The organism is Alteripontixanthobacter muriae (assembly GCF_013336795.1).
In the GTDB taxonomy this organism is placed as follows: domain Bacteria; phylum Pseudomonadota; class Alphaproteobacteria; order Sphingomonadales; family Sphingomonadaceae; genus Pseudopontixanthobacter; species Pseudopontixanthobacter muriae.
On the sequence record NZ_JAAFZT010000012.1, the window covers coordinates 83,647 to 99,799 of the forward strand.

17 protein-coding genes are annotated in these 16,153 nt (G+C 63.0%); 10 read left to right on the forward strand and 7 right to left on the reverse strand.

Translation table 11 applies throughout. The features are described 5' to 3' along the window. Positions 1–51: 51 nt before the first annotated feature. Entirely contained in the window at positions 52–711 is a 660-nt protein-coding gene (locus G7A66_RS03815) for a hypothetical protein (RefSeq protein ID WP_174294383.1), read from the reverse strand. A 74-nt stretch (positions 712–785) separates the two neighbouring features. On the opposite strand from G7A66_RS03815, the gene ispH reads away from it, so the two are divergent. The 3 genes from ispH to rnhA are packed head-to-tail and all read left to right on the forward strand — an operon-like array spanning position 786 to position 3,293. Next, positions 786–1,793 (forward strand): 4-hydroxy-3-methylbut-2-enyl diphosphate reductase, encoded by a 1,008-nt coding sequence (gene ispH / locus G7A66_RS03820; RefSeq protein WP_174294384.1) that lies wholly within the window; start codon positions 786–788, stop codon positions 1,791–1,793. A gap of 19 nt (positions 1,794–1,812) precedes the next feature. Then, complete coding sequence (thrB, locus tag G7A66_RS03825; RefSeq protein WP_174294385.1) at positions 1,813–2,853, forward strand: homoserine kinase; 1,041 nt, start codon at positions 1,813–1,815, stop codon at positions 2,851–2,853. Next, positions 2,850–3,293: a ribonuclease HI gene (gene rnhA / locus G7A66_RS03830; protein ID WP_174294386.1), complete on the forward strand. Its 444-nt coding sequence runs from the start codon at positions 2,850–2,852 to the stop codon at positions 3,291–3,293. The genes thrB and rnhA overlap by 4 nt, the downstream gene beginning before the upstream one ends. Here the strand turns inward: rnhA and G7A66_RS03835 are convergent. After that, a complete protein-coding gene (locus G7A66_RS03835) occupies positions 3,286–4,368 on the reverse strand; it encodes an NAD(P)/FAD-dependent oxidoreductase (protein WP_408609237.1) in 1,083 nt (360 codons plus the stop codon). The two genes, rnhA and G7A66_RS03835, sit on opposite strands and share 8 nt — an antisense overlap. A 35-nt stretch (positions 4,369–4,403) precedes the next feature. Next, on the reverse strand, positions 4,404–5,519 hold the full coding sequence (locus tag G7A66_RS03840; RefSeq protein ID WP_332310482.1) for an alpha/beta hydrolase: 1,116 nt from the start codon (positions 5,517–5,519) through the stop codon (positions 4,404–4,406). On the opposite strand from G7A66_RS03840, the gene G7A66_RS03845 reads away from it, so the two are divergent. The 7 genes from G7A66_RS03845 to G7A66_RS03875 all read left to right on the forward strand — a co-directional run bounded on the left by G7A66_RS03845 (position 5,520) and on the right by G7A66_RS03875 (position 13,009). Continuing rightward, entirely contained in the window at positions 5,520–6,041 is a 522-nt protein-coding gene (locus G7A66_RS03845; RefSeq protein ID WP_174294388.1) for an A24 family peptidase, read from the forward strand. Between the two features lie 86 nt (positions 6,042–6,127). Next, positions 6,128–7,165, forward strand: coding sequence for a Flp pilus assembly protein CpaB (gene cpaB / locus G7A66_RS03850; RefSeq protein WP_174294389.1), 1,038 nt, complete (start codon positions 6,128–6,130; stop codon positions 7,163–7,165). Positions 7,166–7,244: 79 nt separating this feature from the next. Next, positions 7,245–8,906, forward strand: a complete 1,662-nt coding sequence (locus G7A66_RS03855) for a type II and III secretion system protein family protein (RefSeq protein WP_174294478.1) — start codon at positions 7,245–7,247, stop codon at positions 8,904–8,906. A 10-nt stretch (positions 8,907–8,916) separates the two neighbouring features. Then, on the forward strand, positions 8,917–9,615 hold the full coding sequence (locus G7A66_RS03860) for a CpaD family pilus assembly protein (RefSeq protein ID WP_332310483.1): 699 nt from the start codon (positions 8,917–8,919) through the stop codon (positions 9,613–9,615). Between the two features lie 2 nt (positions 9,616–9,617). Then, positions 9,618–10,904, forward strand: a complete 1,287-nt coding sequence (locus G7A66_RS03865) for a pilus assembly protein CpaE (RefSeq protein ID WP_174294391.1) — start codon at positions 9,618–9,620, stop codon at positions 10,902–10,904. A gap of 109 nt (positions 10,905–11,013) precedes the next feature. Continuing rightward, the gene (locus G7A66_RS03870; RefSeq protein ID WP_174294479.1) at positions 11,014–11,985 is read left to right on the forward strand and encodes a type II secretion system F family protein; all 972 of its coding nucleotides are present in this window, start codon (positions 11,014–11,016) and stop codon (positions 11,983–11,985) included. A 16-nt stretch (positions 11,986–12,001) separates the two neighbouring features. Next, on the forward strand, positions 12,002–13,009 hold the full coding sequence (locus G7A66_RS03875) for a type II secretion system F family protein (RefSeq protein ID WP_174294392.1): 1,008 nt from the start codon (positions 12,002–12,004) through the stop codon (positions 13,007–13,009). Positions 13,010–13,034: 25 nt separating this feature from the next. On the opposite strand, the gene G7A66_RS03880 is transcribed toward G7A66_RS03875, so the two are convergent. From G7A66_RS03880 to G7A66_RS03895, 4 genes are read right to left on the reverse strand one after another with little or no spacing between them, the layout of a single operon-like run. Beyond that, positions 13,035–13,529, reverse strand: a complete 495-nt coding sequence (locus G7A66_RS03880) for a MarR family winged helix-turn-helix transcriptional regulator (RefSeq protein WP_174294393.1) — start codon at positions 13,527–13,529, stop codon at positions 13,035–13,037. Positions 13,530–13,583: 54 nt separating this feature from the next. Beyond that, positions 13,584–14,453 carry a phosphorylase family protein gene (locus tag G7A66_RS03885; RefSeq protein ID WP_174294394.1) on the reverse strand — a complete coding sequence of 290 codons (870 nt, stop codon included), beginning with the start codon at positions 14,451–14,453 and terminating at the stop codon, positions 13,584–13,586. Continuing rightward, the gene (locus tag G7A66_RS03890) at positions 14,446–15,315 is read right to left on the reverse strand and encodes a crotonase/enoyl-CoA hydratase family protein (RefSeq protein WP_174294395.1); all 870 of its coding nucleotides are present in this window, start codon (positions 15,313–15,315) and stop codon (positions 14,446–14,448) included. Before G7A66_RS03890 ends, G7A66_RS03885 begins: the two co-directional genes overlap by 8 nt. Positions 15,316–15,346: 31 nt before the next feature. Then, positions 15,347–16,129, reverse strand: a complete 783-nt coding sequence (locus tag G7A66_RS03895) for an SDR family NAD(P)-dependent oxidoreductase (protein WP_174294396.1) — start codon at positions 16,127–16,129, stop codon at positions 15,347–15,349. Between the last annotated feature and the right edge of the window lie 24 nt (positions 16,130–16,153).

The window sequence follows — 16,153 nt, forward strand, 5'->3', positions numbered from 1 at the left end:
AAGCGCATTGTTTCGCAAAGCCCCGACGAAATGGGCTGCCGTGCAATCCGGTCAGCGAGTCGCGTTATAGGCCAGCTGCTCCTCGCTCAGCTGGAAGCCGACCAGCAGTTCGAAGCTCGCCCGTTGCAGCGCGGCCCGTACGGCGGGGTCGGCCAGGGGATCGAGCGCGGCATCGGCATCACCAGGCTTGCGGCGGCGGGTAATCTGGGTGCGGATATTGTCCGGCAGGGTCGCCGCAGCGCGATCTATGAAGGCACCGGCAGTGGCACTTGCCTGCGCGCGTTCCTGCCCGTCAGCGAAGTCGATACGGACCGTTCCGACCCGCTTCGACACGACCTGGCTGCCGCCGCGTAGCACGGTGGCGAAATAGGGCAGTTCCACGCTGCGCGCGCCGCGAGTGTCGGCCCTGCGCGCCCGCACGTCGAAGCTGGCTTCGGAATAGATCCTGTCGCCCGTATCATTGCACGTGCTGCGAACGTTGGTGATGGCAGCGGTTACATCGAGGTCGTTGACTGTGCGCGAATCCGGGCTGCGGAAGGTCGTGATATTGCCGGTGTAATCCGGAACGCCGACCGCCGGGCAGGCGCTGCGCACCGCCGAAATGCCGACGCCTTCGCCCAGAACGAGGTCGCCATCCTTCGCACATCCGGCAAGGGCGGCACCGGCGGCAAGAACACTCAACAGGCGGAAAGATGCGGTCTTCGGTGTCATCTGCGGCGAAATCCTCGATATCATATGGCGCGCAGCCCTAGCGGTGCTTGGGCGAAAGGGCTAGGGGGGGATGCATGAACGCTCCCTTGCAGAACACGCCCCCGGCCCGGCGAGGCGCTCCTATCGGAGGTAATCCCGTGGAAGGCAAACCTGCCCTCACCCTGCTCATCGCCGCACCCCGCGGTTTCTGTGCCGGTGTGGACCGGGCGATCGAGATCGTGGAGCGCGCCCTCGCCCGCTATGGTGCGCCGGTCTATGTCCGTCACGAGATCGTGCATAACAAGTTCGTGGTGGACAGCCTGCGGGAAAAAGGCGCCATTTTCGTCGAGGAACTTGAGGAAGTGCCCGACGGCGCGCCTGTCGTGTTCAGCGCGCATGGCGTGCCGAAATCCGTTCCCGCCGAAGCCGACCGGCGCGGTCTGGACTATCTGGACGCCACCTGCCCACTGGTCAGCAAGGTGCACCGCCAGGCCGAACGGCAGATCGAAGCAGGCCGCCACATCATCTTTATCGGGCATGCGGGTCACCCCGAGGTGATCGGCACCATGGGCCAGGTGGCGCGAGGCGAAATGACGCTGGTCGAGACGGTCGAGGATGTCGCTGCTCTGGACTTTTCGTCAGAAACCAAATTGTCATTCCTGACCCAGACGACGCTTTCGGTGGACGATACGGCCGCGATCGTCGACGCTCTCAGATTCAAATACCCGCATATCGTCGGACCGAAGGCGGAGGACATCTGCTACGCCACGTCGAACCGACAAGCGGCGGTCAAGGCGATCGCCCCCGGCAGCGATCTGGTGCTGGTAATCGGCGCGACCAATTCTTCCAACTCCGTCCGCCTCGTCGAGGTCGCGCAGCGCTGCGGCACCAATGCCCGGCTGATCCAGCGCGCCGACGATATCGATCCGGCGTGGCTGCACGGCGTCGGCACGATCGGTCTGACGGCCGGAGCCTCTGCCCCTGAAACCCTGGTCCGTGAAGTGGTCGACCGGCTGGCCGAATGGCGCGATGTCGAGGAACACACGCTCGTCACTGCCGAGGAAAAAATGGTCTTCAAGCTGCCTCGCCAGCTGATGGACTGACCGGCCTGGAGCGCGCAAAATGGCCGTTTATACTCACCTCGGCGCGGAAGACCTCGCCGACATCATCGCGCATTACGATGTCGGCGAACTCGTTTCCGCAAAGGGCATTGCCGAGGGCGTGTCCAACAGCAACTGGCTGATCGAGACTACCGGGCCGGGCGCGCGGAAGGACGGCAGCGCCGGTTCGGATCTGGACACCGCAGGCAGCCGGTTTATCCTGACGATGTACGAAAAACGGATTGAGCTGAAGGATCTGCCGTTCTTCCTCGGCCTGCTCGATCATCTGTCCGCCAAGGGCCTGCCAGTTCCGCGGACGATCCACGATAATGACGGTGCTGCGTCGCGGATGATCGACGGCAAGGCAATCGCACTCATCGAATATCTCCCCGGTGTGTCGGTCGACAGGCCGACCCCCGAGCAGGCCCGGGCAGTCGGGGTGGAACTGGCACGGCTGCATATCGCCAGCCGCGATTACGGCGAAACCCGGACGAATGATCTGAGGCCCGCAGATTGGCGTGCCTTGTTCGACAGTTGCGGAAAGGACAATCTGCGCAAGATCGATCCTGCGCTGACCGGTCTCGTTCGCATGAAACTACCGGAGCTGCGGGCGAAATGGCCGAAGGACCTTCCCCGGTCCATCATCCATGCCGACCTGTTCTGCGACAATGTGCTGATGCGCGGCAACCGCGTGGCCGGGATGATCGATTTCTATTTCGCCTGCAACGACATGGTTGCTTATGATTTCGCGGTGACTCACGCAGCGTGGTGCTTCACGTCGGACGGGCGATGCTTTAATTCCGAAGTGTCGAATGCCTTGCGCGAAGGCTATGAAAGCATCCGCCCGTTCTCGGACGAGGAGCGCGCTGCCCTGCCGGTTCTCGCCCAAGGTGCCTGCATGCGCTTCATCGCGACTCGCGCCTATGACTGGCTGCATGCCGAAGAAGGGGCCATGGTGAAACGCAAGGACCCGATGGACTTCGCGCGGCGATTGCAGTTCTACGGTCAGAAAAGCGCGAAGCTCTTTTCGCCGGAAATTTCAACGGGCACATTGACCGCATGAAACAAGTCGAGATTTTCACCGATGGCGCGTGCAAGGGCAATCCCGGTCCCGGCGGCTGGGGCGCGTTGTTGCGGCTGGGCGCGCATGAGAAGGAATTGTCGGGCGCCGACGCGGCGACGACCAACAACCGCATGGAGCTCACCGCGGCGATACGCGGTCTGCAGGCCCTGATCGAACCGTGCCGGGTGACGCTTTATTCGGACAGCAAATATGTGCTGGACGGCATGACTAAGTGGGTCGCAGGCTGGCAGAAGCGCGGCTGGATCAACGCCAGCAAGAAGCCGGTGCGCAATGCCGATTTGTGGCACGAACTGATCGCCGCCGCCGCTGCTCACGAGGTCGAATGGCGCTGGGTGAAGGGCCATTCCGGTCATCCGGAGAACGACAGGGTCGACCGGCTGGCCAGCGATGCGGCCGATTCGGTTGCTGCGCTCAGATAAGCCTGTCGGGTGCGTAGGTTTCCGCCTGCAACTGCGATAGATCTACTGCACCGCCGCTCATCTGCACTTCATCGACCCGGCCGTGCAACAAGTGGCGCGCCATCAATTTGGCGGCAGCAGGCGCCGTCTGGATGCCGAAGCCGCCCTGCCCCGCAAACCAGGCGAAGTTCGGGGAGCGGGGGTCGCGGCCATAGACCGGCAGCCGGTCGGGCGCGAAGCTGCGCAGACCGGCCCACTTGCGTTCAACCGCTTCCACCTGCCAATCGGCCACGGATTGCAAACGATCGATCGCGAGAGCCACATCCCATTCCTCGGGAGCAGCATCGACCGGCGCGCTCGGCGTTTCGTCATGCGGGCTGAGCCAGAGCCGTCCGTGCTCCGGCTTGAAATAGAAACGGCCTGCAATATCCAGAACCAGTGGCATTTGTGCAGGCGGTTCGGGCAGGATGCGCAATTGTGCGACGGTTCGCCGCAAGGGCGAAATCCCAAGCGGGCCGATCCCTGCAAGCGCCGCAATCTCGTCGGCCCACGCCCCAGCCGCATTCACGACGGTGCTGACCTGAAGCTTCATTCCGCCAGCGGCAGCCAGTCGCCAGCCCTGTGCCTGTTCTTCGATGCGAGTGACGCGCTGCGAACGGTGGAAAACTGCGCCTGCACGGCGCGCACGCTTCAGATAATGTTCGTGCAGCCCCGCGACATCGATGTCGGCGCAGGCGGGCTGGAAGATGCCCCTTGTCCATTCGGCCCTGAGCCCCGGAATCATCCGGCGAAGGGCAGACTGGTCGAGCCGTTCCAGCGTGGCCTCCGTGGCGGCGAAGCGCTCGATGAAACCGTCCAGCAGCGCTGCGTCCGCATCACGGCCGATGTATAATGCGCCGCGTACCTGGAGAAAGCCGCCGTCGCGAAGATAGGCTCCCGATGCGGCAGTGAGCGGCAGGATCTGCGGGCCGCCGTAGCATTCTTCCCAGAACGCAGCGGAACGGCCCGTCGCATGATAGCCCGCCCGGTCCTCCGCCTCCAGCACCACGACGCTGGCGTGGGGTGCCAGTTCGGCGGCGAGGCTTGCGCCTGCCATTCCTGCGCCGACAATCGCGAAATCATACCTGTCGCTCAAGCCGCTTCCTCATCGGCCCGCCCCGATTGCGCGGGTGCCACGCGGGCGAGAAAAGCATCGATGTGCGACATCGCACGGTTTCGCACCTCGTCGACCTCGCGCAATATCTCGTGCCGGGCCTCCGCGCCGAAGCGAACCAATTCGCTCTGCGGCAGTCGGCGCGCGGCTGCCTGGATGGCCTTCCAGCCGACCAGCCGGTCATTGTCGGTGGCGACGATCAGCATCGGTATGCTGATCGTCTCGAGCAAACCGGGAGCGGTAAGATCACGCATTGAGCGGTAGGCCCGCTCGACCCAGCGCCAGCTGCCCGGCCCCATGACAAGCTCGGGCCTGGCTTTGCGCCACCACGCTTCGTCAGCGTAGCGGTCGGCATCATGGGTCAGCAGTCTTTCGCGGCTGGCTGGCATTTCGCCCGGCTTCTCGCTCCATTTCCATGCAGGCCGCGCCGGATGGCCGAGGCGCGCCATTGTCCGCGCGGCAAGGTGCATCAGCCCATTCGGCGCTGCGCTGTCGGTGAAGCCCAACATCGGCGCGGACATGACCAGCGCGTGAGGCACAATTTTTCGCTCTGCCACTGCGCGCAGGGCGAGATGCCCGCCCATGGAATGGCCGATCAGCACATGAGGCGCAGGGTTGTTGTCCTTCCACTCACCCCAGAAATGAGCCAGATCATCGATCCACACGGCGAAGTCCTCGACGTGGCCGGTCACCGGATCGATCCCCAGCCGACCCGATCCCGCCTGCCCGCGCCAATCCATCGCGGTCGCATTCCACCCTGCGCGATGCCATTCCTCAAGCGATTCCAGGTATTTTTCGTAATGATCGCCGCGGCCGGGCAGGAACAGGATCGACCCGCGCGAGGAGCTTTGCTCCGATGGACGAGACAACCAGTCGATCCGGCGGATGCTGTGCCCATCGGCGGCAATCCAGCGCTTCTCAACCGCATGGGCGGGAATGGCGCGACGGTCTATCGGCTGCGCTTGCTGTATCGAACCCGCAGGGTCGGCGTCGATATGATCCGTTTGGCTAATGGCGCCCTCCTGCCCTTGGTTACTATTTGGTAAGCACTGGCCTGTAGCAATGCCCTCATCAAGGGGACCTTGGGGGGTCACATGCTTAGCGGATATTTTCACTACGGCCTGCTCGCAGGCTTGGCAATTGCGCTGCTGGTTACTGCCTTCACCGACATTCGCTGGCGGCAGATCGACAACAGGCTGAACGCCGGGATCGCGCTTGCCGCCCCCCTCTACTGGTGGGCGAGCGGCCTTTCCCTGTGGCCCGGCGTCGCCATGCAGATCGGTATTGCCGCTGCTGCCTTTGCGGTTCTGGCTGCCCTGTTCGCGATGCGGATGATGGGCGGCGGCGACGTAAAGCTGCTGACCGCGCTGGCCCTGTGGATCGAACCCTCGTGGTTCCTGAAGCTGCTGATCATGATGGCGCTGGTTGGCGGCGTCCTGACGCTGGTCGCCGGCGCGTGGCACGTTGCCCGGCGGCAGAAGGACCGCCTTCAGATTCCCTACGGCGTCGCCATAGCCGCCGCCGGAATCTGGGTATTGGGCACCCATTATCTGCCCGCGGCCATGCCGACTGACGCGCAGCATCCCACGGCACTGGCGAGCGCCGGATTGGGGTGAACCCGATCTTAACCATTCTGACGATAATAATGAAAACCATGTTGGCCGGCACAGTTGCCGGTCTGAAATAGGGGGCTTGATAAGCCATGGACAGGAAGAAGCTGGTATTGCTGCTGGGGGCGCTGATCATTGCGATCGGTACAGCTGTTGCAGCGCGGAGCATTTTTGCAGGGGCCAGCGCCCCGCAGGCGGAAGCAGCGGTTGCAGTTCCCGTCGGGCCCAAGGTCCTGGTCGCCCAGCGCGGCCTGCCCGTCGGCACGATCGTCACCGCCGATGCCATCGGTTTCCAGCAATGGCCCGAAGGCCTGGTGCAGGACGCCTATTTCATCGACGGTGAAGCTGACATCGCCAAGCTGCTCGGAACGGTCGTGCGCCATCCCATCACCGCTGGTGAGCCGGTGACCCAAGGCTCTCTCGTGGCACCCGGCGACCGCGGTTTCCTTGCTGCGGCTCTCGGTCCGGGCATGCGCGCCGTCACCGTTCCCGTCTCCGCCAAGACCGGCGTCGGCGGCTTCGTCTTCCCGGGCGACCGAGTGGACCTGGTGTTGACGCAGACCGTGAAGGGCGCCGAGGGCACCGATCTCAAGACTTCGGAAACGATCCTCAGCAATCTTCGGGTTCTCGCGACCGACCAGTCCACCACGCAGGAAACCGTCGAGGGCAAGACGGTCGTTCGCGCCTTCCGCACCGTCACGCTCGAAGTGACACCCAAGATCGCCGAGAAGGTGGCCGTGGCACAGACCATCGGCACGCTCAGCCTCTCGCTCCGCTCCATCGCGGACAGCCAGAGCGAGCTGGAACGGGCGATTGCCGAGGGAGTGGTGAACATTCCCGACGATGCCACGCCAGAAGAAGAGGAACGTCTGCTGCGCTCGGCCATGACCCGTCCCAGCGACAAGGCCGCGACCTTCGTGACCGGAGGCGACGTATCGCGCTTCCAGCGCCGGTCCATGCCCGCGATGACCAGCTCCCGGCCCGAGCCGATGACAATCGCCGCTCCTTCCATGGGCGTATCGACCCCGGCACCGCAAGGCGGCGCCAGCTCCGCACCGGTGCAAACGGGGCCAACGGTCCGGGTCACCCGGGGCAAGAACACCACTGAAGTACCGGTGGGGACCAACTGACATGACCCGCAACCCGCAGAAAATCCGCCGCATGAAGGCATGGGCCGACAGGCCAGCCGCCACCAACAGGGGCACGATGATGAAACGCCGCCTAACCGCCAAATTGTTGCCGCAAGCTATCATGGCCGGGATCGCCTTCGCTCCGCTCGCCGCGCTGACCGCACCGGTCGCCCAGGCCCAGTCCGTCGTTCGCCCTTCGCAGGACATCGTCCTGTCCATCGGCCGCGGCGAACTGGTGACGGTCTCGGGCACCATGGCCGACGTCTTCGTCGCGAATGAAGACATTGCCGATGTGCAGGTAAAATCGCGCAACCAGCTCTATGTCTTCGGCAAGAACGGCGGCGAAACGACGATCTATGCCAGCAATGACGCCGGCGATGTCATCTGGGCCGCCAACATCCGCGTGGGATCGAACATCGACAGCGTCGATCAGATGCTTGGCCTGGCCATGCCGGAAGCCAAGATCTCCGTTGCGACGATGGGCACCAATACCGTGCTCCTGACCGGAACCGTCGCAGCGCCCGAGGATGCGGCCGAAGCCGAACGGCTGGTGCAGGCATTCCTGGGTGACGGCGCGAATGTGATCACCCGGCTGAAAATGGCGACGCCGTTGCAGGTCAATCTGCAGGTTCGCTTCGCCGAAGTCAGCCGGTCGCTCGTTCGGGAAATCGGTGCCAATCTGCAGACCCGCGACAATACGGGCGGCTTCATGTTCGGCGTGGGCCGTGGCCGGGATTTCGGCTCGATCGGCGACATCGACGTGTCGGATTTCCCGCTTGTCGATGCATCGAACGTCTATGGCTTGCCCCCCGGCAGCCTGGAACTGCCTTTCAATCCGCAGACCGGCAGGTTCGTCACCGGCGGAACGGCGTATGATTTCAAGCGCAACACGCCCGGTCAGACAGCGATCAACCTGGCTGGACAATTGTTCGGGCTCGACGTGGCTGCCGCCTTCGACCTTGCCGAACGCGTCGGCCTGGTCACCACTCTTTCGCAGCCGAACCTGACGGCGCTTTCCGGCGAAACGGCAGATTTCCTCGCCGGCGGTGAATTTCCCATTCCCATCAGCCAGGGCCTCGGCACCACGGCGATCGAATATCGAAAATACGGCGTCAGCCTCGCCTATACGCCCACGGTTCTCGCCAATGGACGCATCTCGATCCGTGTGGCCCCCGAAGTGTCCGAACTGTCGAGTCAGGGAGCCGTCACTCTGAACGGTTTCCAGGTTCCGGCCCTGACCATCCGGCGGGCTGAAACAACAGTGGAACTCGGCTCCGGCCAGAGCTTCATGATTGCAGGCCTGATGAGCAACAACAGCCAGAACACGATCGAGAAGGCCCCGGGCCTCGGCGATGTGCCGATCCTGGGTAATCTGTTCCGCTCCACCAATTTCCGCAAGGGAGAGACCGAACTAGTGATCGTGGTCACGCCTTATCTGGTGAACCCGGTCAATGCGAACGAGATCGCCTTGCCGACCGACGGTTTCCGCGCCGCTAACGAAGCGCAGCGCCTGCTGGGCTTCATGGAAAATGACGGCATAAGCGGCGCGAGCCGTCCGATGCCGACAGCGCGGGAATCCGAAGTTCCCGCAGGACCGGCGGTTTCCACCGTCGATGCTGCCGCCATTGTCCCGGCGCAGAACGGGACCGACAAGACCAACCGCCGTGCCGAACGCAAGCGCAAGGGCAATCGCACGGCCGAGGCCGCTGCCGCGCCTGCCCCGGGCTTCAGCTTCAATTGAGTAGAGGTGAATGACGATGACCCAATCCGACACCAAGTCAGGCACCGGTTCCGTGCGGCGCATCGCGCTGGCGGCCCTCGCCCTTTCCGCAACCTTCGGCCTAGCCGCCTGTGGCGGAATGCCTGACAATCGCAGCCTCTATTCGGTGAAGCAGCCGGTGGTGGAACGCACCAACTACACGCTGGATGTGAACACCGGGCCCGGTGGCGTGCCCGTTCCCGAACAGAAGCGCCTGGCCGACTGGTTCGAAGCCATGGACCTTCGCTATGGTGACAGGATCTCGATCGACGATCCGATGCGCAGCCAGGCGACACGTAATGCAATTGCCGAACTGGCCGGTCGGCGCGGCATCCTGATCAGCGAAGGCGCGCCGGTCACGGCCGGTTACGTCGATCCGGGAGAGACTCGCGTGATCATCACCCGCACCACCGCATCGGTGCCGGGTTGCCCTGACTGGGAAGTCAAGGGCGAGGCCAATTACACCAACGGCACTCACCCGGGTTACGGCTGTGCGACCAACAGCAATCTGGCCAGCATGATCGCCAATCCGGAAGATCTGATCGCAGGCCAGACCGGCACCGGCGAAACGGTGGTCCTTACCTCGAGCAAGGCGATCACCAGTTACCGCGACCAGGCTCCCACGGGTGAAGGCGGGCTCAACAAGTCCAGCAGTGCCAGCGGCGCTGGCGGCGGTTCAGGAGGAAATTGAACATGAATGCTCCGTGGAAAGCCGGACTGCCCGGCAATCGCGATCCTTTCGCCGCCTATATCTGCGACGAGAACGCGCTCGACGCCCTGCGCCCGGTCATTATCGAGATGGGCTGGCAGCCCGAGAAGTGCAACAAGGGCGGGCTGCGCAACGCTGTCCAGTCCCTGTCGGTCAGCGCAAGCCCGAACATCCTGATGGTCGATCTGTCGGAAAGCGGCGATCCGCTGAACGACATTAACGCCCTGGCGGAAGTTTGCGAGCCCGGCACGGTCGTGATCGCGGTCGGCCAGGTGAACGACGTGCGCCTTTACCGCGACCTTCTCGCCAGCGGCATACACGACTATCTGCTCAAGCCGCTGTCGGCCGGGCAGTTGCGCGATGCGCTGAACGGCGCGCAGGCGGTCTTCAACTCGCCCAAAGCCAACGATCCCGATGCGGTCAAGCGGCACATCTCCACGGCTGTTGTGGGCACGCGCGGCGGCGTCGGTGCATCCATGCTGGCGACTTCGCTGGCATGGACGTTCAGCGCAGACAAGAAGCTGCCGACCGCCCTGCTCGATCTCGACGTGCATTTCGGCACCGGAGCGCTGGCGCTCGATCTCGAACCCGGCCGCGGGTTGACTGACGCAATCGACAATCCCAGCCGTATCGACGGATTGTTCATCGAACGTGCGATGATCAGGGCGAACGACAATCTCGCCATCCTTTCGGCAGAAGCCCCGATCAACGCCCCGCTGATGACCGACGGCTCCGCATTCGTGCAGCTGGAGGAAGAGTTCCGCCAGGCGTTCGAGATGACGGTCATCGATCTGCCGCGAAACATGCTGATCAACTTCCCGCATCTGCTCGGCGATGTGAACGTGGTGGCGCTGATGACGGAAATGACACTGGCATCCGCCCGCGACACGATCCGTATCCTGTCGTGGCTGAAGACCAACGCATCTCATGCACATCCGCTGATCATCGCAAACAAGGTGCAGTCGGGTGTAGCCGAAATCAGCAAGTCCGATTTCGAAGCCAGCATCGAACGCAAGATCGACTTCCAGATCCCCTACGATGTGAAGGCCGCGACCAATGCGGCGAAGCTTGGCCAGACCTTCGTCGATGCCAATCGGAGCAGCAAGGCCGGAGGTGTCATCCGCCAGGTGGCTGACCGTATCATCGGTGCCAGTGACGAGGATGCGGGCCTGGACGAACCCGAAAAGAAAAGCCTGCTTTCCAGCTTCGATCTGAAGTCGCTGCTGGCGAAGAAGGACAAGAAGCCCGCAGCCGAAAAGGTTGCGGGGTAAATTCCCGGTTTGCGGGCGGCGGGTCCTGTTTGCCGCCGCCCGCATCACTCCCGATGCCAGCGATGCGCTGGTGGCGGATCGTAGCGACGATGAAAGGCGGAACGAGAGCATGAGCATCATACAGCTCCTGCTGGTAAGCGGCGGACTGATGGCATTCCTGACCATCGGTTATGTGCTGCTGGCCGGCCCTTCTGCAGTCAAGGAAAGCCAGCGCAGGCTGCAAGCCGTTCGCTATCGCCATTCCGAAAGCACGGACACGAAGGTCGAATCGCAGCTCAAGAAGGCAATCGCGGCACGCAAGCCCAAGATGCACCGCATCGCCGGGTCGGCCAGCAAGGCCGAGGCGCTGGCCATGCGGCTGGACCGCACCGGTAAGGACTGGACGGTGCAGAACTACCTCTATGCATCGCTGGGTCTCGCATTGGCCGCCACGGTCGTTCTCTTCCTGCGCTCCGGCTCCCCTGCCCTGTCGCTGGGCGTCGGCATGGTCGTGGGGCTCGGGCTGCCGCACATGGTCGTCAACTTCTTCATCAAGAAGCGCACCAATGCCTTCAACAGCAAGTTTCCCGATGCCATCGAACTGCTGGTTCGCGGCCTGCGCTCCGGTCTGCCGGTTACCGAGACCCTGGGCGTCGTGGCACAGGAACTGCCCGGCCCCGTGGGTCAGGAATTCAAGGGCATAACCGAACGCATCAAGATCGGCCGCACCATGGAGGAATCACTCCAGGAAACGGCCGACAGGCTTGGCATCGCGGAATTCAATTTCTTCTGCATAACTTTGGCTATCCAGCGTGAAACGGGCGGCAATCTGGCCGAAACCCTTTCGAACCTTGCCGATGTCCTGCGCAAACGCGCGCAGATGAAGCTGAAGATCAAGGCGATGAGTTCGGAATCCAAGGCTTCCGCCTATATCGTCGGCGCGCTGCCCTTCATCGTGTTCGTCATGATCTGGTGGATCAATCCTTCTTACGTCGGCGGCTTCTTCGAAGAGGACCGCCTGATCGTGGCCGGTCTGGGCGGCGTCGTGTGGATGTCCATCGGCGCGTTCATCATGGCCAAGATGGTCAGCTTCGAAATCTGAAGACAGGATCAAGGCAATGTTCAACAGTTCAGACGGTCCGACCCTTCTTGGCGTCGATGTCATCATGGTCGGAAGCATTCTGGCCGGGGTCGCCGCCATGGCGGTGCTGCTGGCGATCTATGCGGCCGTCACCGTCAGGGATCCGATGGCCAAGCGCGTCAAGGCGCTGACCTCGCGGCGCGAGGAACTGAAGGCGGGCATCGTCAACAGCAACAGCCGCAAGCGCACCAGCCTTGTCCGCAAGAACGACAAGACCGAACGCGTCAAAGGCACGCTTTCGGGCATGAAGGTCCTGCAGCAGAGCCAGATCGATATCATCCAGCAGAAGCTGGCGCATGCAGGCTACCGCAACAAGGAACTGGCCGTCATGGTGATCGGTGCGAGGCTGATTGCGCCGATCGTATTGGGGATCGTCGGCCTGCTGCTTTTCTATGTCTCGGACATGTTCGCCGACTGGAGCAGCTTCAAGCGGTTTGCCGCCTTCGCCGTCATGGTCCTGGTCGGCTACAAGGGTCCGGAACTGTTCCTCAAGAACAAGGCTGGCAAACGCACCGTGGAAATCCGGAAAGGACTTCCCGACGCGCTCGACCTTCTGGTGATCTGCGCGGAAGCCGGCCTGACGGTCGATGCAGCGTTCAACCGCGTGGCCAAGGAACTGGGGCGGGCCTATCCCGAACTCGGTGACGAATTCGCCCTGACCGCAATCGAACTGTCGTTCCTGACCGAACGCAAGCAGGCCTTCAACAATCTGGCCTATCGTGTCGATCTGGAGTCGGTGAAAGGCGTCGTGACCACTATGGTGCAGACCGAGAAATACGGCACGCCGCTGGCATCGGCCCTGCGGGTGCTCTCGGCCGAATTCCGCAATGAACGCATGATGCGGGCGGAAGAAAAGGCCGCGCGGCTTCCCGCCATCATGACGGTGCCGCTGATCCTGTTCATCCTGCCGGTGTTGTTCATTGTTATTTTGGGCCCGGCGGCCTGTTCAATCAGCGATGCCTTTGCCGAAAAGCCTGGCAGTTAGACGCACAGACCAGAACCGGCGAAACTCAGGCCCCGGCGTCGTAATCGGCACCGGGACCGATCTTTTCCGCCTGTTCACGCATTCTTTCCAGCAGATTGCGAAGCGCCGTCTGTTCCGCCTCGTCGAAAGGTTCAAACAGGCGGCGCTCGATCGAACGGGCAAGCGGCATGATGCGTGAATGCATCGCCCTGCCCTCATCCGTAAGCACCAGATGATGCGAACGCCCGTCGCGCAGATTGGGCGCGCGGGTCAGCAGGGCGCGGCTCTCAAGCTGCTTGCAGGCGCGATTGATCGCCACCTTGTCCATGCGGATCAACGCCGTCAGTTCCCGCTGCGTCAGCTTGCCGGCATCGCCGAGCACGGCCATGACCCGCCATTCGGTGACCTTCAGCCCGAACCGACTCTGATAGGCTTCCGCAATCCGGTCGCTGACGGCGTTTGCGGCGATGGAGAGCTGATAGGGCAGGAATTCCGCGAGGCCGTGGCGCGGAACTTTACTCGTCTTCTCGGGCGTTTGCATGAATATGGTTTCTATCGAAACCTGTTAGATTGCAAGCCCGCGCCTGAGCAGCCGTCAGAATAACACCCGGCCTGCAACCGCGTCGAGACGCGCGATCAGCTTCGCATCACGCTGATCGGGTGCGGTGATGATGGCGTGTTCCAGCGCCGTATCGACCGGACTCGGCGTTCGATCCGCCGGTAGCAGATCGGCCAAGGCGCGCAGGGTGGCCCTCCCCTTGTCGGCATTGGCGCCAAGCACTGCGAGGATGTCGGTGGCTTCAACGCCCGCTTCCTCGTCACGCCAGCTGTCATTGTCCGTCACCATGCCGAGCATGGCGTATGGCAGTTCCGCCTCGCGGGCGAGCCGCGCCTCCGGCATGCCGGTCATGCCGATGACGTCGCCGCCCCAGCCGCGGAACATGCGGCTTTCCGCGCGCGTCGAGAATTGCGGCCCCTCGATCGCTACATAGGTTCCGCCGCGGTGAAGATCGGCTACAGCCGCTTCGGCAGCGTCGCCTGCCAGCGCAGCAAACCTGGCGCAGACCGGATCAGCAAGGCCGACGTGAGCGACGCAGCCCGGTCCGAAGAAGCTGCGTTCACGGCCCGCCGTTCGGTCGATGAATTGATCCACCGCCACGAAATGGCCGGGTGCCATCGCCTCGCGCAGGGAACCTACGGCGGATATGGCGAGAATGTCAGTGACGCCGCACCGCTTCAGGACGTCGATATTGGCACGATAGTTCACGGCATCGGGCGTCAGCCTGTGGCCGGTGCCATGGCGCGAGATGAAAGTGAACCGCACATCGCCCAGAAAGCCTGTCGTCACCGGCCCCGAAGGTTCGCCGAAAGGCGACTGGACAGTAATCTGCTGCGCATCTTCCAGCAGATCGGCATCGTACAGACCCGATCCGCCAATTACGCCAATGTGCCAGGCATTACTCATATTCGGGTTCGTTCCACCAGGGATAGAAGTCGGGCATGTCTGCGGACACGCGGTCCGTGAAGTCCGCTTCGCGCTTTTCGAGGAAGCTGGCAACGCCTTCCTGGGCGTCTCCGCTGCGCGATAGGCGATAGATGGCGCGGCTGTCGACACGGTGTGCCATCATCGGATGCTCTTCGGCACTCAGACGCCACAACATCGCGCGGGTCATCGCCACGGATACGGCGGAGGTGTTGTCGGCAATCTCGCTCCCCAGCTCCATCGCCGCATCCATCAGTTGACCCGGTGCATGGATCGAGCGGACCAATCCGTGCTCCAGCGCTTCCTGCGCGCCGAAAATACGGCCCGTCATGCACCATTCCAGCGCCCGGCTGATGCCCACCAGCCGCGGCAGAAACCAGCTCGACGCCGCTTCGGGCACGATGCCGCGTTTGGCGAAGACAAAGCCATAGCGGGCGTTTTCCGAAGCGAGGCGGAAGTCCATCGGCAATTGCATGGTGGCGCCCACCCCCACCGCCACGCCGTTACACGCGGCAATCAGTGGCTTCTTGGACCGGAAAAGGCGGAGGGTCAGCTTGCCCCCACCGTCGCGCACCCGCTGGTCGGACAGGTCCGAAACTTCGTCCTTGCTGGCAAAAGGTGCATCCCCGTCCGCAGGCGACAGATCGGCCCCGGCGCAGAAGGCCCGCTCCCCTGCCCCGGTGAAGATTACCGCCCTCACCGCATCGTCAGCGTCGCTTTCGTCCAGCGCCGCCGTAATCTCGCTCATCATGTGCCCGGTATAGGCGTTGAGCTTCTCGGGACGATCCAGTGTCAGGATCGCCAGTTTACCCTGCCGTTCGTAACGTATCTGCGAAAAGCCCATCGCCTCTACCCCCGGGTCACTGCTTTTCGGATCAGCGCGGAGCCATGCGGATGGCGCCGTCGAGGCGGACATCCTCGCCGTTGAAGTAGCCGTTCTCGATCATCGTCATGGCGAGGTGGGCATATTCCTCCGCATTGCCGAGCCGCTTGGGGAACGGCACCGACTGCGCGAGTGCATCCTTCACCTGCGGCGGTGCAGCATTCATCAGCGGCGTGTTGAAGATGCCGGGCAGAATTGTGTTCACCCGAATGCCCTCGCTCATCAGGTCGCGCGCGATTGGCAAGGTCATGCCGACGACGCCGCCCTTCGACGCGGAATAGGCAGCCTGGCCGATCTGGCCGTCTTCCGCCGCAACGGAGGCGGTGTTGACGATAGCGCCGCGCTCGCCGTCTTCCATGGGGTCCAGCGTCATCATCCCGGCTGCCGATTTTGCAATGCAGCGGAAAGTGCCGACGAGATTGATCTGGATGATGAAATTGAATGCATCGAGCGGGAAGTGACTGATGGAGCCGTCTTCCTTGTTGCGGCGCGCGGTCTTGATCGCGTTGCCTGTGCCGGCGCAATTAACCAGCACCCGCTCCTGCCCATGCGCCTCGCGCGCTTTGGCGAAGCCGGCATCGACGCTGGCTTCGTCGGTTACGTTCACTTCGCAGAAAATTCCGCCGATTTCCTTGGCCAGCGCTTGTCCTTTTTCTTCCTGCAGGTCGAAGATGGCGACCTTTGCACCTTGTGCGGCCAGCGCCCTTGCCGTGGCGGCACCCAGGCCCGATGCGCCGCCGGTCACGATGGCGGAAACATTGCTGTCGATCTTCATGGCTTATCCTCTTTCGTTTGGATG